Consider the following 15,085-nt stretch of genomic DNA (forward strand, 5'->3'; position numbering starts at 1 on the left):
CCGTATGACTGGCAAGAAGACGCACACCCTTGCCCTGCCGGGCGTCGACCTGGTGTACGACGTGCGCGGCCCGCTGCCGCCGGCCGACGGGCGGCCCGTGCTGCTGATGATCGGCCAGCCGATGACGGCCGACGGCTTCGGCGCGCTGGCCGAGCACTTCCCGGAGCGCACGGTCGTCACCTACGACCCTCGTGGTCTCGGCCGCAGCGTCCGGACCGACGGTCGCAAGGACAACACGCCGCAGCAGCAGGCCGCCGACCTGCACCTGCTGATCGACGCGCTCGGCGCCGGCCCCGTCGACGTGTTCGGCAGCAGCGGCGGCGCGGTCACCGGTCTCGCGCTGGTCGCGGCGCACCCCGGTGACGTCGCCACGCTGGTGGCACACGAGCCGCCGATCAACGCCGTGCTGCCCGACGCGGCGGCTGCGGCCCGGGCCCGGTCGGGCTTCTACGAGGCCTACCAGGCGAACGGCAGCGGCGCGGGGATGGCCGCGTTCATCGCGATGACGTCGTGGCAGGGCGAGTTCACCGACGAGTACTTCGCGCAGCCGGCGCCCGACCCGGCCATGTTCGGCATGCCGGCCGAGGACGACGGCACCCGCGACGATCCCCTGCTGTCGCAGCTGTCGTGGGCGGTCACCGACTACCGCCCGGATCCGGCCGTGTTGACGGCCGCGCCGACCCGCATCGTGGTCGCGGTCGGCGAGGAGTCCGCGGGCACCTACACCGCGCGGACCGCCGTCGGCACGGCGGCGCTGCTCGGCCAGGAGGCCACGGTGTTCCCGAGCCACCACGGCGGCTTCCTCGGCGGCGACTACGGCTACGCCGGCAAACCGGCCGAGTTCGCGGCGCGGCTGCACGAGGTGCTGCGTTAGCTCTGTGGTGGCGGTCGGTCGGGGCGTTGTCGGGTCACGCCGATGCTGGCGGCGGTGACCAGCAGCAGTGCGGCGATTGGGGCCGGGCCGAGGCGCTGGTCCAGGATCAGCAGGCCGGCGACGGCCGCGGCGGCCGGTTGCAGGCTCATGAGCACGCCGAAGACGCGCGTCGGCATGCGGCGCAGGGCGACCAGTTCGAGGGCGTACGGCACGACCGAGGACAGCAAGGCGACCGCGAGCAGGCCGGGCACCAGCCCCGGGTCGCGCAACGCCTCGCCGGCGCCCGCCGCACCGAACGGCAGCACGATGAGCGCACCGACGGCGAACGAGACGGCCAGGCCGCCGAGACCGGGCACGTCCTTGCCGACGCGGGCGCTGCACATGATGTACCCGGCCCCGCACCCGCCGGCCGCGAGGGCGAGCAGAAGGCCGGCCAGCGGGACGTCGACCCCGGTGCGCAGGCCGAGCAGCACGACGCCCGTGCCGGCCAGCAGCGCCCAGAGCAGGTCGGCCGGCCGCCGCGTCTGCACGACCGACAGCACCAGCGGCCCGACGAACGACGCGGTGACGACGATCCCTTGTGGCGCGATGCTCAACGCCAGGTAGGTCAGGAGGTTGAGCCCGGCGGAGAAGACACCCAGCAGGGCCGTCGACCGCCACGCCGCGGCGGACCACGACCACACCCGCGGTCGCACCAGGAGAGCGAAGACCAGGGCCGCGACGCCCAGCCGCAGGAGGAGCACCCCGGTCGGCCCGACCTCGTCGAACAGGGTGCGCGCGACGGCCACGCCGACCTGCGCGCAGGCGACGGACAACAGCACCAGCGGCGTCGTCGGCATCGCCCTGGGTCAGAACGGAGCCAGGACGCAGAACTCGTGACCCTCCGGGTCGGCCAGGCACGTCCACGGGGCGTCGCCCTGGCCGACGTCGAGGTCGGTGGCGCCGAGGGCCCGCAGCCGGGCCACCTCCGCGGCTTTGTCGTCACCCGGGGACGGCAGCAGGTCGAGATGGACCCGGTCGGGCACGCTCTTCGCGTCGGGTGTGCGGAGGAACTCGAGATACGGACCCTCGGCGGCGCGCAACACCGCGTGATCGTCGGTCACCGCACGCAGGGTCCAGTCGATCGCCTCACCCCAGAACCGGGCCATGGCCCGCGGGTCGACACAGTCGACCACCACCGCAGCGATCGGCCCGGTGTCCCGGTAGACCTCCCGGGGCTCCAGCACGCAGAACTCGTTGCCCTCGGGATCGGCGAGCACGGTCCACGGCACGTCGACCTGGCCGACGTGGACGGGCGTCGCGCCCAGGGCCCGCAGGCGTGCGACCAACTCGCCCTGATGCGCCGCGGAGGTGGTGGCGAGATCGAGGTGCACACGGTTCTTCGTCGCCGTCTTGGCTTCGGGGACGGGAACGACGTCGACGCCGAGAGCGACCGGGTGCGGCCAGACGAAGCCGCCGGTGGGCCCGACGTAGGTCGTACCGCCGGATCCGACGCGGTAAACGGTCCAACCGAGCGCCTCGGCCCAGAACCGACCGACCGCCGCGTGGTCGAGAGCCTTGATGTTCACCTGCACGGGCCGCAGCGCCATGCCGGCGATCCTATGCGCCGCTACCCGCCGCCCCCAGTGGCAACCGCGCGGCGGACCGCTCCGATCAGCAGGTCGACGACGAGGAACGCCGCGAGGCTGACGCCGAGCAGCGGCAACGCCCAGCCGACCGCTGCCGCGACCACCAGGATCACGACGACCGCCGACGGGTGGGCCTGCCGCCACGCGCCGCGCGCGGGCGGTGCGCCGAGTGGCGCGGCGCGATCGGCTCGGGTGGGTCGGCGCTGCCACCACATCCGATAACCCCACCCGGTCACGCACAGCAGCCCGAGGGCGAGCGCGGCGAGCAGGATCTGGTTGACCAGCCCGAACAGGTAACCCATGTGGAGGGCCACGCCCCAGCTCGACAGCTTGGCGAGCAGCGGCCAGTCCGCGAACTCGTTCCGCGCGATCACGGTCCCGGTGGCCGGGTCGACCGCCACACTGTCCTGGCTGGTCGGCCAGCTCAGGTCGTTCTCCGCCACCACCCACGCCGTGCCGGGTTCGGCCGGCGGGCTGACCTCGATCAGACCGGACAACCCGGCGTCGCGGGCGATGGTCGCCACGCGGTCCACGTCGGCGATGGCGGCCTCGCCGCCGGACGACGCGCCACCGTCGTGATGGCCGCCCCCGCTGTCGCCGCCGGGCGCGGTGCCGGGCAACGCGGTGTCCAGCACCGGACGGTCCGCGTTCAAGCCGCTCCGCAACACGTCGAAGTTGGCGCCCGCATAACGCGACCACGTCAGGCCCGTCGCAGACAGCGCGAGCAGCCCCACCACCAGCCACACGCCCGTCGCGGCGTGCCAGCCGCGGGTACGCCGGACGCCGACCTTCGCCGACAGGTCCGGCAGGACCGTGCGGCGCAACGTGGCCCGGGCCATCCATTGCCGGCGCAGCCACAGGAACAACCCGCCGAGCGCGACCAGCCACAGCCAGCTCGCCGCCAGCTCGGAGTAGTGCCGGCCGACCACACCGAGGTGGAGGTTGCGGTGCAGGTCGTCCAGCCAGGTCTGCAGCGGTGTGCTGCCGAACCAGGTGGTCAGCGTCCCGCGTAACTCGTTGGTGTAGGGGTCGACGTAGACGGTGTGCTGTTTCTCGCCGAGCTCGGGGAGGTTGAAGACGACCTTGGTCGGGTCGGTCGGCGCGACCGGCGGGATCACGGTCCCCACGCTGCCGTCCGGATGCGCCCGCACCGCCGCGGCCACCTGCTCCGCGAGGGGCCGGGCCGCGCCCCCGGGATCGACGCGCAGCTCGTGCGCGTACACGATGCGGTCGAGCTGTGGGCTGAAGACGAACGCGAGCCCGGTCAGCGCGGCCACGACGAGAAACGGCGCGACGAGTACGCCCGCGTAGAAGTGCAGTCGGAGCACCAGCGGCCCGATCGTGCGCCGGCGCGGGCTCGCCATGACGCCGACTTCCGGCGCGCCTGGATCTGTCGTCAGGTCAGTGGTGGTCGACAAGGGGCCTCCCAGATCGGCGTGCACCGCTGGCACGACACCGAGTTGGTCGGCGGCGACCCTCGACAAGTTCCCGGCGATCGATGCGTCACCCGCCGCTTAGCCCGCGCGGGTGACGGCGGCGTCCAGAAGTGCGCGGGCCGTGGCCTTGACGGTGTCGGTGGCCTGCTCGCGGGTGTAGCCGGCGATGTCGACCAGCCAGATGAGTGTCTCGATGCCCGTCGCCGAGCGGATCGCGACGGCGAGCCGGCCGACGTCGACGTGCGGGTGGCTCTCCCGCAACGGCGCCAGCGCTTCGGCGATCCAGCCGATGGCGCGGCCTTGCCGCAGCACCGGTTGATCGCCGGACGGCTCGAGCGACAGCCGCAACGCGGCGCGTAGCTGCGGCTCCCACGTGAAGTTGTAGCGGGCGAACGCGGTCATGAGCGCGTCGAGGCGGGCGACCGGATCGGCCGGTGCTTCGGGTGGCAGGAGGCTGTCGGGCGAGATGGTGGGCTGGGCCGCGAGCAGCAGACTGCGCTGGTTGGGGAAATACCGGTAGGCAGTGGTGCGCGAGATCCCGGCCCGCTGGGCGGCGTCGTCGACCCGCGGCGTCAGCCCGGCGGCGAGCAGGTCGCGGGCGGCGGTGACCAGCGCGAGCCGGGTGCGCGACTTCTGGGCTGTCCGGCCGGTCGACTCATAAGGCATCACCATGCCATCATGGCACCGTAGTCCCATATAGAGGAGCCCGCGATGGACGCTTACGACCCGACCGTCACCGACCCCGCCCTCTACAAAGTGATCTTCGAGAACGAGCGGGTACGCGTCCTCGAGTACCGCGACGAGCCCGGCGACCACACCCACGTGCACCGGCATCCGGACAGCGTGATGGTCACGCTGTCGACCTTCCGCCGCCGCGTCGCCTCCGGCGGCCGGAGCGTCGAGGTCGACCTGCGTGCCGGCGAGGCCCGCTGGGTGGGCGCGCAGGAGCACGCCGGCGAGAACATCGGCGACTCCGCGACACACAGCATCTTCGTCGAACTGAAGGAACCGGCACCGACGACCGGCGCCGGCGCCCCACTGGGCCCCAGCGCCGGCTGACGGTCTCAGGTCGCCTCGCCGCCGGCTTCCAGCACGCGGGCAAGCGCCCGCGGGCCGCCGTCGAGCACCTCCGGCGCCCGCACCTGCAATGCCTTCACGACGCGTTCGAGCCGACGCTGCAGCACGCCGCGCGTCGCGTCGCGGGGCAGGCGCAGGAGTCCGCGCAGCTCGGGAACGAGCTTCTCGACGGGCACGTGAGGAGCTCCGGCGACCTGCACCCAGACCGCCAGTTGGCGCTCCACCCAGTCCGCTTCCACGGTGATGGTGACGGTCTCGTTGGCCACCGCGACGTCAGCACCCCGCCAGGCGTTCGGGTGCGACTCACGCACCCGAAAGCCCCGTCCCGCCAGGACGGCGAAGGCCGCGACCGCCGCACTCCGTGCCGTCGTAGCCGGCGGCGACGGCTGTCACGCCGGTCAGGCCGCGCACGTCGACCGCTGCGGCAGGCGCACCGGGAGCGGGACGGGGTGCGGCTGACGATCGGCCTCGCCCTCCGGTCGGGCCGCCCGGGTCGGCGGGACTGGAAAAGGGTTCGTCGGGGTCGCGGTGTCCTGGCACAGTGGCGGACCATGACGGACCTCGAGTTCCTGACCGCCGGTGACATACCGCTCATGCAGGGTCTGGCTCAGCGCGTCACCGCTGCCCGTCCGGACCTGATCAGTGCCGGCGCTTCCTACGGGGAGCTGGCCTGGGTCTGGGGTCAGGGAAGCGTGCTCCACAGCGCGACCTGGCGGCGCCGGCTGTGGTTCTCCGCCGACGAACTGGTGGCCTGGGGCTGGGCCTTTCTTCCGCGCCAGGTGACGCGCGACGACGGATCGGTCAAGGACGTCACCGGCGCGTCGTTGAGCTACCAGGTCCATCCTGAACACACCGCACTGATCGATGAACTGATCGACTGGTACGACGGCGTGGCGGACGGCCTCGAGCGCACGGTGTCGCCGACGACCGCCGAGGAGTTCGCCCTGGAGCGGTGGGCGGCGCACGGCTACGAGACCGACGTGGAGGCGCTCGGCGACACCGGCGACTGGACCCAGCTCAACGAGCGTGAGCTCACCGATGTGGAGGAACCGTCGCTGCCGGCCGGGTTCCGTTTCCGCACCGCCGACCAGGTCCGGCCGGAGGCCGTGGTCCGCGCGCACGTGGACGCCTGGACGCCCTCGGCGTACACGATCCAAAGCTATGCGGCCGTCCGGCGGACGGCGGCCTATCGCGGCGACCTGCACGTCCTCGTGGAGGCGCCGGACGGCACGATGGCCGCCTCGACCATCATGTGGCTCGACGAGGCGAACACGACCGTCGAGTTCGAGCCGGTCGGCACGCATCCGGCATTCCGGCGGCTCGGGCTGGCCAGGGCGATGATGCTGCACGGGATGCGGCTCGCGCGGGCGGCCGGTGCCACCCACGCCACGGTCGTCTGCCTGGGAGCGCCGGGGCACCCCAAGGCGCGCGCCCTGTACTACGGCCTCGGATTCCGGGAGCTCTCACGAGACGCACCGCTCGTCAGAACCGCCAAAGCGGGCTGAACAGCCATGCCTGCACCGCGCTGGTTCTTTCGATTCTTGTACGACCGGGAGAGTGCCGCCTGGGAGCGGCGACGCGACGAGCCGGAGCAGCGTGCACTGGTCGAGCGGATCGCCGATCGGCTCGCGAACGTGGTCGCACCGCCCGGACCAGTCGCCGACCTCGGCTGCGGACCCGGCGCGCACGCCCTCGCACTCGCCCGGCGCGGCTATGACATCGTCGGTGTCGACGGGTCACCGCGCATGGTCGAGGTCGCCAAGGCGCGAGCAGCTCGCGACCAGGTCGCCGCCGCGTTCGACACACAAGACGTCGGCGCTCGACTCGGCTTCGCGGACGCGTCGCTCGGCGGTGTGCTCGCGATCCTCGTCGTGCAGCACCTGCCGCGTCCCGCGGCCTTCGTCGCCGAGATCCGGCGCTGCCTCCGGCCGGGCGGCCATCTGTTGATCACAGCGCCGGCCCGCGCGCGGATCACGTCCTCGAACCTCTACTGGCGACTGCGCGCCACGTGCTACCAAGCCGCGCCCGGTGTCGTCCGCTTCTACGACTCCGACTCGCTCCGTCGTCTGGTCGAGGAGCAGGGCCTGACCGTCGTCGAGTCCGACGCCGAACCGGGTCGCGTGAGCGTGTTGGCCCGCGCGTGACGCCTCACCACCATGCCGCGCCGGTGGCGAATGCGTTGGCCATCAGTCGCGCGCCGTCGTCGTTGAGGTGCATGCCGTCGCCGCTGTCCAGCGCCGGGTCGATGTAGTCCGGTGCGTCGGGGTTCGCGACAGCTGCGGCGACGTCGCAGACCCCGTCGAAGACGTCGGTGCCGCGGATCCAGTCGTTGACCTCACGGCGGACGGCAAGACCGGCGGGGGTGCTGATCCCCGGATAGATCGCGCCCGCGAACGGGCCGACGGTGGCGGCGAGGATCTTCAGGTCGGCGGCGTGCGCCCGGCGGGCGAGCGAGGTGAGGCCGGCGACGAGGGCGTCCGTGGTGGCGGGCGGCTCGCCGAGCATGCCGGGCAGACCCAGGTCGTTGATTCCGAAGTGGACCAGCACGTGCGTGGTGCCGGGCACCGAGAGCACGTCGCGGTCGAACCGCCCGAGCGCGCTCTCGCCGACCTCGTCGGTCAGCAGCCGGTTGCCGGCGATGCCCTGGTTGACGACCCAGCCCTTGTCGAGGCGGCGGTTGAGGAAGTCGACGGAACGGTTGTTCGCGCCGATCGTCGACCCGACGCCCTCGAACCAGGAGTCGCCGAACGCCACGGCGATCGCCGTGGCGTCGGGACTGAGCACGTCGACGCCCGAGACGTAGAACCTGGCCTCGACCTGCTCGGAAGCCGGCAGCGTCGGGGCCGTCACGTGGTTGCCGTGCGCGATGTGCGCGACCTCCGCCGGCTTGTGCGCGTAGGTCGCGAGGCCGGTCTCCTCCGGGAAATACAGGCTGAGAACGAGCCGGGCGTCGGCCGCGACAGGCAGGTCGATCGGGTCGCCGACCACCTCGTCCCCCGGCGCGATGGAGACCTTCTCGGCGCCGTCGAAGGTGAGCACCGCCTGCCCGCTGTCGGTGGCGACCGAACCCGCGCCGACGGTCAGGGCCGTGCGGCCGAAGCGGTTCGTGAGGCGGATGCGGAACCGCTGCCCGCCACCGGCCAGGTAGAGGGCCTGGCGCACGGTCTGGTCGGCGAACCCCCGCGGTTCGCTGAGCTGGACCTGCTCGTACGGGCTGATCACGGCGCTGCGGAAGCCGGCTGTCCAGATCATGTCCGCTCCGTTCGTCTCGTCGAGTGCTTTTGCTTCGAACTCGAAGCAACTCAACCCTACCTTGCTTCGAGTTCGAAGCATTCGGCATCGACGGTGACGCTCGACACAATGCTTCGGATTCGAAGCGGTACGGTGAGGGCGATGACCGACTCCCCACCCGGGCTCGACCCGGCCCAGATCGAGGCCTACTTCGCGCTCATGGAAGCCGTCGGGCTCCTCGAACACCAGGTCGAGCAGCACCTGCGCGCCGACGGCGGGATCAGCTACGTCCAGTTCCAGCTCCTGGCCCGCCTCGCCGCCGCCGACGGCCAACTGACCATGACGCAACTCGCCGACGGCGTCGTCTACAGCCGCAGCGGGCTGACCTATCAGGCGGGGCTGCTGGAGAAGGCCGGGCTCATCACCCGCGGCACCAGCGCCGACGACGAGCGGGCCACCCTGGTCACCATCACCGACGCCGGCCTGGCCCTCTTTCGCAAGGTCCTGCCGGGACACGTCCAGGTCGTCCGCCGCCAGCTGCTCGCACCACTGTCCGATCAGGACCTTCATGACCTGGGCGACATCATGACCCGGGTACGCGACCACATGCGCAACGAACCGCCGCGCTCCGCCGCTCCCCGCAAGCGCCGGCAGCGGTAAGAACCCCGGGTGCCCGGGTCGTGGTGACCCCGGGCACCCTTGCGGCGATCAGAAACCGAGGACGGCGGGGCCACCGACGACCGGCAGGCGCAGTTCGCTGTCGTTCGGCGCCACCCGCAGCTCGGTGCCGCCGAGCGGGAGCAGCGTGTAGTCCTGGTCGCTGGAGAACACCACGACACCGATCCGGTGCCCGGCCTGGAAGATGTAGTCCTTCGGCTCCAGGGTCCACCTGAAGTCGTACATCTTGCCCTGCTTGAGCTGGTCGGTCTTCGACGCCTTCTTGCGGTTCTGCGGGTCCATCCAGCCCCGGGTGACCACGGTCGGCGCGGCGGTCGAGCCGGCCACGCCGTAGTCCACCAGGTACACGGTCAGGTTCGCGTCCGGCTTGTTCTCGATGGCCATCCGCAGCCGCATCTCGGGACGGCCGGAGATCCGGACGTTCTGGCCGAGCGCCGGCGAGACGTACGCGAGCCGGTTCGGGCTGGTCGTCTCCGGGCCCGCCACCAGCGTGCTGGGGCGGATCGTCCGGCCCTCGTCGACGAAGCTCTGCTCCACCTTGTCCTTCGGCGCCTTGCCGGTGGTCAGCGTGCCGGTCGTGGTCGGGTCGGTCGCGGCGAGCCGCAGCGCGACGTCCTTGGCGGCGTTGTCCGGCCAGTTGGCGTACGTCGTGTAGTTGCGGTCCTCGCGCTGCACGACGGCCGTCGGCTCGTCCATGATCCCGTTGTCGACGTTCCACAGCCAGTAGTCGAACCACCGGTTCTCGGTCTGCTTGTAGGTCCAGGCCTGGCCGCTCGGCAGGGTCACCGAAGCGTTGTTGCCCGGACCGCCGTGCCCGCCCTGGTGCAGCCAGATCTTCCGCGGCACGTCGCGCTTGGCGAGCTCATCCCACCAGCCGGCGAAGTTCTCGGTCTTGACGTTCCAGTCGTTCAGGCCGTGCACGACGAAGACGCTGGCCTTCACGTCGCTGGCGTCGCGGTAGTCGCGGTCCTCCCAGAACTTCGAGTAGTCACCGGTGATCCGGTCCTGCTGCTCGGTGATCTGGGCGAGCTCGTCGACGCAGTCGCCCAGGGCCCGGGCCTCTCCGGCGGTGTACTGGGCCAGGATGTCGAGGTCCTCGCCCTGGTAGGTGCCCGGGGCGACGACGAGCCCGTTGGCCCGGTAGTAGTCGTACCAGCTGCTGATCGCGGAGACCGGGACGATCGTCTTGAGGCCCTTGACCCCGGTCGTGGCGACCTGGTTGGGCAGCGTCCCGTTGTAGGAGACGCCGGTCATCCCGACCGCGCCGGTGGTCCAGTCGGCGTCGACCGGCGCGCCGGCGGCGTCGAACGCCTTGGCGCGGCCGTTGAGCCAGTCGATGACCGCCTTGGTGCCGAGCGTCTCGGCCTGGTCGCCGCTGGTCGGGCAGCCGTCCGAGTCACCGGTGCCGACGCTCTGGCCGAGCACGACGGCGTAGCCGCGCGGCACGTAGTAGTCGTCGAGCGACCCGGGCAGGTTGGCCTTGGCCTCGGCGTTCGGCGCCGGCGTCGGGCCGGCGAGCGCACGCGACCGGCTCGACAAGCCGTTCTGCGGCAGCTCGTCCACGAGCACGCTCGGGTACGGCACGTCGCCCCAGGTGCCCTTCCGGTACGGGCTGTGCTCGAAGATCACGGGAACCTTGAAGCCCTGGGTCTCTGTCTCCAGGGGTCGCGAGATGTCGATCGCGACCCGGTCGAGCCGGCCGTCGTGATCGGTGTCCACAGGGGTCTCGACATAGACCCGTTCCTCGATCGCGTCGGCGAACGAGAAGACCGGTTGGGTCATCCCGCCGCTGACGACGATGTGTGGGGACGGCGTTTCGGCCTCTTGAGCCGCCGCCGGGGCTGCGGTCGCGACCACGACAAGCGTGCCGGATATCGCGACGCCGAGGAGTGCCAGACTGGAGGGTCTGCGCATGGAGAAACTCTCCGTTCGAGAGGGGTCGCCGAGGGGTATCGGCGGGGGTGGATCACGATGATCCACTTGGTCATGCTAGGCCTGACGCCGGCCGTGTCCCGTCCTGAGCAGGATGATGATGATCACGAGCGGTGGCCCGCGAACGCTCTGCCAGGACGCGACCGCCGCCAGGACCATGCTCGGTCCTGGCGGCGGCCATTCGTACGCGGGTCGCTAGTCGACGATCGTGATCGTCGCCTTGCGGTAGTTCTTGCCGTTCTTGTCGGGGTCGTAGCCCTTCTCGACGTTGCCGGCGGCGTCGACCGAGAACCAGTTGAACGTCGTCGTCTCGGTCACGTGGAACACCTGGCCACCCTCACGGAACTCGGTCGCCTCGTAACGGGGCGACTCGAGGGTGGGCCGGCTGCCGTCGGTCGTGTAGTAGATCGTCGCCGGCTCGCTGGTCTCGAAGCGCACGTCGACCGAGCCCGTGAACGTGCCGCCGCCGGGCACGAGGTCGGACGTCGGCTTCTGCTTGTCCTTGCCCCAGTCCGCGGCGACCCGGAACATCTCCATGAGGCCGTTGGCGTACTCCATCGTCTCGGAGTGGCCGCTGACCAGGTGCGGGTCACCGACCCACTCCGGCTGGAACGAGCCGCCCTGCCAGTTGCCGGTGGCCGGGTTGTAGACCGAGCCGCCGACCTCCCAGCCGAAGGCGAAGATGCCGTACGTGTGGTACAGGTCCTCACGCACGTTGCCCGCGGACGAGTAGAGGACGTCCGACGAACCGCCGACGTTCTCCGGCGTGACGACCGTCTCCCGGAACGCCTTGACCTGCGAGAGGATCCGGCCGGCCGACTGCCAGTAGAACGCCTCGTCGCCCAGCGGCGGGCGCGGCGTGGTGATCCGGCCGTCCGCGATGTAGGCGCCGGGCTGCCAGAACAGCTGGCCGCCGTTGGAGTGCACCGACATCATGAACTTGATGTTCGTGTACTTCTCGACCAGCCAGATGATGTTCTTCGACTCCGGCTCCGACAGTTCCTCGGGGCCCTGGTAGGTGCCGCTGGTGCAGCTGAACGACCCGCCGTCGTAGCCGTCGAAGCCCGAACCGACCCGGTAGTTGCGGTTCAGGTCGACGCCCCAGGAGTTGCGGCGACCCGGGTCGGCGTCCACGTCGGGGCAGTGGTTGGTCATGTTCTTCCGCTGCGAGGCGAAGTTGTAGAAGCTGTAGTTCGCCCCGTCGGGGTTGTTGGACAGGATGAAGAAGACGTCGGTGTCGTTGACGATCTTCTTCGTCTCCTGGTCGGTCCGGTAGTTCCGGACCAGACGCTCGGCCGCCTCCAGCGAGGCCGTCGCCGGCACCCACTCGCGGGCGTGGTCCTGCGCCTGGATCAGGACGCCGGGGTTGCGCCCGTCGCGGTGCTTGCCGATCCGCAGCACGGGGATCGTCTTCGGGCCGCGGGGCACCTCGCCCTCCGGCGCGCCGACGCGCTTCTCGCCGAGGGTGTCGGTCAGCGCGACCGGGCTCGCCGTCGCGGCGACGATGCCGGTGCCCGCGTTGGTGCGGTACGGGTGCGCCCGGTCGACCAGACCCTGCGACTGGGTCTCCAACGCCGCCGACACCTGCGCGGCGGTGCTGGCGAGCGCGCCCGCGGCGTCCTTGGCGAGCAGGACGCGGATGGCCTTGCCGGTCACCTCGACGCCGAGCGGGAGGCTCGCGCCCGGCCGGTCGACGAACGCGACGGTGATGTCGTTGCCACCCTCGTGGCCCCACGCCGCCGAGCTGACGACGACCGCGGACTGGCCGGTGCCGCCGATCGTGGCCTGCGCCTTGCGCTGGTAGCCGTTCGTCTTGTTCGGCAGGTAGATGATCTCGGCGATGTCCGGGTACTGCTTGGCGATCTCCTCGGCCCGCGCGTACAACTGCTGCGGGTGCTTGTAGCCGTCGATGAAGTCGTACTGGTAGCCGGGGCGCTCGGTCAGCGGCGCCGGAGCGTTCTCGAGCCAGTCGGAGACGTCACCGGTGGCGACACCGCCGGTGGAGCTGGTGACCTTGATCTGGCTGGGACGGGTGTCCAGCTTGAACAGGTTCCGGTGGAACATGTACTGCCCGGAGTCGACGAACCGGCTCATCGTGCGGGCGAAGCCGAACGGGGTGTCCTTGCCCGAGTTGTTCTCGAGCTGCATGCCGACGATCGGGGTGGTCTGCGCCCCTTCGGTGGTCCGGGCCTCGACGTAGAGGAAGCCCTGGCCCTTCGTGGTGAACCAGTCGGCCCGGACGACCCGCACGGTCTCCTCGTGGGTGAGGGTCTGCACGGACCGCGCACCGAAGGCGGGTGCGAGGCCGCCGTCCGCCACCGTGGGCCACTCGAAGCCCTCGCCGTCGGCGAGAACCTTGACGCCCATCGCCTTGAGCTGTGCGATCTCGTCGACGGTCGCGATCACCTCGCCCTCGATGCCGTTCGGCACCCGCTTGAGGCCGTGCTCGATGTCGAAGCCGGCGTCGTTCACCTTGCTGAGCAGGTCGGCGCCGCTCAGCTCGACACGGACGGCGGTAGCCCCGTCGGTGGCCTCCAGGAGGGACCGCCCGGCGGCGGTGGAATCCGCGGGGTCCGCGCCCGCCGATGGTGTTGCCATGAGGACGCTGCTCGCCACCAGGGCGGGCAGCGCGAGAAGTGCGATCCGCAGTCGTCTGCGTCGCATACTTCCTCCTTCTTTCTGCGCTTCGGGTCGGACGGTCTACTGAGGACACTTGTCACGAGCGAGGCTGGGTCAGGTCAGCGTATGTGCATCCTTCGTTCCGACCGTCGTGCGCAACGGATCTTGAGTATTAATTGAGCTGCTCCGGCGCCGGGCCGGTCGCTTATCGTGGGGCGGTGCCGCGCCTCGTCGTCTCCGGGCCGGATCTCGGCCGGATCCGGTTCGCGGTCCTGCCGTTCCAGGAGACGCTGAAGGCCGCCCGCGGTCTGGGTCTGCGGCAGGCGCCGCCGGGGCTGGCCGCGTGGCGGCACACCGCGCGCCGGATCCTGCCCCCGGCGGCCGCGCCCGCGGTGGCGCTGTGTTCGGCCCATCCGCGCCACATGCCGGATTTCCTGACACCGGAGCCGCCCGGCGTCGCGCGCAGCTTCGCCGACGAGCTCGGCGCCGCGCTCGACGATCCGGCCGCGCCGGTCTCCGCCGACACGGCCGCGTTCGGCGCCGTCGTGCGTACACCCATGAAGGTCGTCGACGACCTGGTGGCGCATCCGGACCGCGGGCGACGCGCGCTGGCGACGTCGTTCGTGGCCCTGCACCGCGCCCTGCTGGCCGAGGACTGGCCTCGGTTGCACGCGCAGCTCGCGGCCGACGTGGCGCATCGCGCGCGGCTCTCGGCCAGGCACGGCGTCGAGGCGATGCTGGCGACGCTGCACCCCGAGCTGGTGCGCTGGCATTACCCATTCCTGGAGTACGCGGGCCCGCCCGAGCCCGACTACCCGCTCAACGGGCGGGGGCTGGTGCTCGTGCCGAGCATGTTCCTCACCGACGGCGTGCACCGGCAGCTCAACGACCGGCAACAGCCGATGCTCTTCTACCCGGCCCGCACGGCCGCGGCGTTCTGGCAGGACCCGCGCGCCCTCGGCGGGCGCCTGGCCGACCCGATCGGCGCCCGGCGGGCCGCGGTGCTGCGGATCCTCGCGACCAGACCGGGTTGCGGCACCGGCGACGTGGCGGCGGCACTGGGCGTCGCGCCCTCGACCGCCTCGGCCCACGTCGCCCACCTGCGCCGCGCGGGCCTGGTGACGACGCAGCGCGAGGCCCGCCGTTCCCGGCATGAGCCCACACCGCTGGGCTGGCAGCTGCTGGACACCTTCATCGCCTAGTCGACGGCGACCGCCTCGATCTCCAGGAGCCATTCCGGGGCGTAGATGTCCGTGATGATGATGGTGATCGCGGGGCGGTGGTCACCGAGGACCTCGTGGCGGATGCGGCCGTTCTCCTCGCGGTAGGCGCGGTCGGACAGATAGGTCGTCACCTTGGCGAGGTTCTCGACGCCCATGCCGGCCTCCGCGAGAACGGCCAGGACGTTGCGCCAGGTGAGCCGACACTGGTCACCGAAGTCGGTCGGGACGACGCCTTGCTCGGCCCAGGGCACCTGCCCGCTGACGAAAACGGTCCGGCGGGCACCGGTGACCAGAGTGCCGTGGGTGTAGGCGCCGGTCCGCTCGGGAAGGATCGGGGGGTTGAGCTGCTCGATCTCGTAGGTCATGGCGGCCGACGCTAGGCGCACG

15 protein-coding genes are annotated in these 15,085 nt (G+C 71.3%); 6 read left to right on the top strand and 9 right to left on the bottom strand.

Features of this window, described 5'->3' with window-relative positions; translation table 11 throughout:
- Window positions 1-4 precede the first annotated feature (4 nt).
- Entirely contained in the window at window positions 5-874 is an 870-nt protein-coding gene (locus Air01nite_RS31970) for an alpha/beta fold hydrolase (RefSeq protein WP_203707079.1), read from the top strand.
- Here Air01nite_RS31970 and Air01nite_RS31975 read toward each other — a convergent pair.
- From Air01nite_RS31975 to Air01nite_RS31990, 4 genes are all read right to left on the bottom strand, one after another.
- Window positions 871-1,713, bottom strand: coding sequence for an EamA family transporter (locus Air01nite_RS31975; protein WP_203707080.1), 843 nt, complete (start codon window positions 1,711-1,713; stop codon window positions 871-873). The two genes, Air01nite_RS31970 and Air01nite_RS31975, sit on opposite strands and share 4 nt — an antisense overlap.
- 9 nt (window positions 1,714-1,722) lie before the next feature.
- Window positions 1,723-2,463 carry a VOC family protein gene (locus Air01nite_RS31980; RefSeq protein ID WP_203707081.1) on the bottom strand — a complete coding sequence of 247 codons (741 nt, stop codon included), beginning with the start codon at window positions 2,461-2,463 and terminating at the stop codon, window positions 1,723-1,725.
- 20 nt (window positions 2,464-2,483) lie between these two features.
- Complete coding sequence (locus Air01nite_RS31985; protein ID WP_308439997.1) at window positions 2,484-3,920, bottom strand: PepSY-associated TM helix domain-containing protein; 1,437 nt, start codon at window positions 3,918-3,920, stop codon at window positions 2,484-2,486.
- A gap of 96 nt (window positions 3,921-4,016) precedes the next feature.
- Window positions 4,017-4,610: a TetR/AcrR family transcriptional regulator gene (locus Air01nite_RS31990; protein WP_203707082.1), complete on the bottom strand. Its 594-nt coding sequence runs from the start codon at window positions 4,608-4,610 to the stop codon at window positions 4,017-4,019.
- 39 nt (window positions 4,611-4,649) lie between these two features.
- Here Air01nite_RS31990 and Air01nite_RS31995 point away from each other — a divergent pair, with 39 nt between their 5' ends.
- Window positions 4,650-4,997 (top strand): cupin domain-containing protein, encoded by a 348-nt coding sequence (locus Air01nite_RS31995; protein ID WP_203707083.1) that lies wholly within the window; start codon window positions 4,650-4,652, stop codon window positions 4,995-4,997.
- Between the two features lie 5 nt (window positions 4,998-5,002).
- Here the strand turns inward: Air01nite_RS31995 and Air01nite_RS32000 are convergent, their stop codons facing one another.
- Complete coding sequence (locus Air01nite_RS32000) at window positions 5,003-5,326, bottom strand: hypothetical protein (RefSeq protein ID WP_203707084.1); 324 nt, start codon at window positions 5,324-5,326, stop codon at window positions 5,003-5,005.
- Between the two features lie 240 nt (window positions 5,327-5,566).
- Here Air01nite_RS32000 and Air01nite_RS32005 point away from each other — a divergent pair, with 240 nt between their 5' ends.
- Both Air01nite_RS32005 and Air01nite_RS32010 read left to right on the top strand, forming a co-directional pair.
- Window positions 5,567-6,520, top strand: a complete 954-nt coding sequence (locus Air01nite_RS32005) for a GNAT family N-acetyltransferase (protein WP_203707085.1) — start codon at window positions 5,567-5,569, stop codon at window positions 6,518-6,520.
- A 36-nt stretch (window positions 6,521-6,556) separates the two neighbouring features.
- On the top strand, window positions 6,557-7,159 hold the full coding sequence (locus Air01nite_RS32010) for a class I SAM-dependent methyltransferase (protein WP_203707086.1): 603 nt from the start codon (window positions 6,557-6,559) through the stop codon (window positions 7,157-7,159).
- A gap of 4 nt (window positions 7,160-7,163) precedes the next feature.
- Here Air01nite_RS32010 and Air01nite_RS32015 read toward each other — a convergent pair whose 3' ends face one another.
- On the bottom strand, window positions 7,164-8,267 hold the full coding sequence (locus Air01nite_RS32015) for a GDSL-type esterase/lipase family protein (RefSeq protein ID WP_203707087.1): 1,104 nt from the start codon (window positions 8,265-8,267) through the stop codon (window positions 7,164-7,166).
- 141 nt (window positions 8,268-8,408) lie between these two features.
- Here Air01nite_RS32015 and Air01nite_RS32020 point away from each other — a divergent pair, with 141 nt between their 5' ends.
- On the top strand, window positions 8,409-8,906 hold the full coding sequence (locus Air01nite_RS32020) for a MarR family winged helix-turn-helix transcriptional regulator (RefSeq protein ID WP_203707088.1): 498 nt from the start codon (window positions 8,409-8,411) through the stop codon (window positions 8,904-8,906).
- A gap of 48 nt (window positions 8,907-8,954) precedes the next feature.
- Here the strand turns inward: Air01nite_RS32020 and Air01nite_RS32025 are convergent, their stop codons facing one another.
- Window positions 8,955-10,838: a Xaa-Pro dipeptidyl-peptidase gene (locus Air01nite_RS32025; RefSeq protein ID WP_203707089.1), complete on the bottom strand. Its 1,884-nt coding sequence runs from the start codon at window positions 10,836-10,838 to the stop codon at window positions 8,955-8,957.
- A 213-nt stretch (window positions 10,839-11,051) separates the two neighbouring features.
- A complete protein-coding gene (locus Air01nite_RS32030; protein WP_203707090.1) occupies window positions 11,052-13,520 on the bottom strand; it encodes a M14 family zinc carboxypeptidase in 2,469 nt (822 codons plus the stop codon).
- A 173-nt stretch (window positions 13,521-13,693) separates the two neighbouring features.
- Here Air01nite_RS32030 and Air01nite_RS32035 point away from each other — a divergent pair, with 173 nt between their 5' ends.
- Window positions 13,694-14,677 carry an ArsR/SmtB family transcription factor gene (locus Air01nite_RS32035; RefSeq protein WP_203707091.1) on the top strand — a complete coding sequence of 328 codons (984 nt, stop codon included), beginning with the start codon at window positions 13,694-13,696 and terminating at the stop codon, window positions 14,675-14,677.
- Here the strand turns inward: Air01nite_RS32035 and Air01nite_RS32040 are convergent.
- Window positions 14,674-15,063, bottom strand: a complete 390-nt coding sequence (locus Air01nite_RS32040) for a RidA family protein (RefSeq protein WP_203707092.1) — start codon at window positions 15,061-15,063, stop codon at window positions 14,674-14,676. The two genes, Air01nite_RS32035 and Air01nite_RS32040, sit on opposite strands and share 4 nt — an antisense overlap.
- Window positions 15,064-15,085 lie beyond the last annotated feature (22 nt).

This window comes from Asanoa iriomotensis (assembly GCF_016862515.1).
GTDB classification, from domain to species: domain Bacteria; phylum Actinomycetota; class Actinomycetes; order Mycobacteriales; family Micromonosporaceae; genus Asanoa; species Asanoa iriomotensis.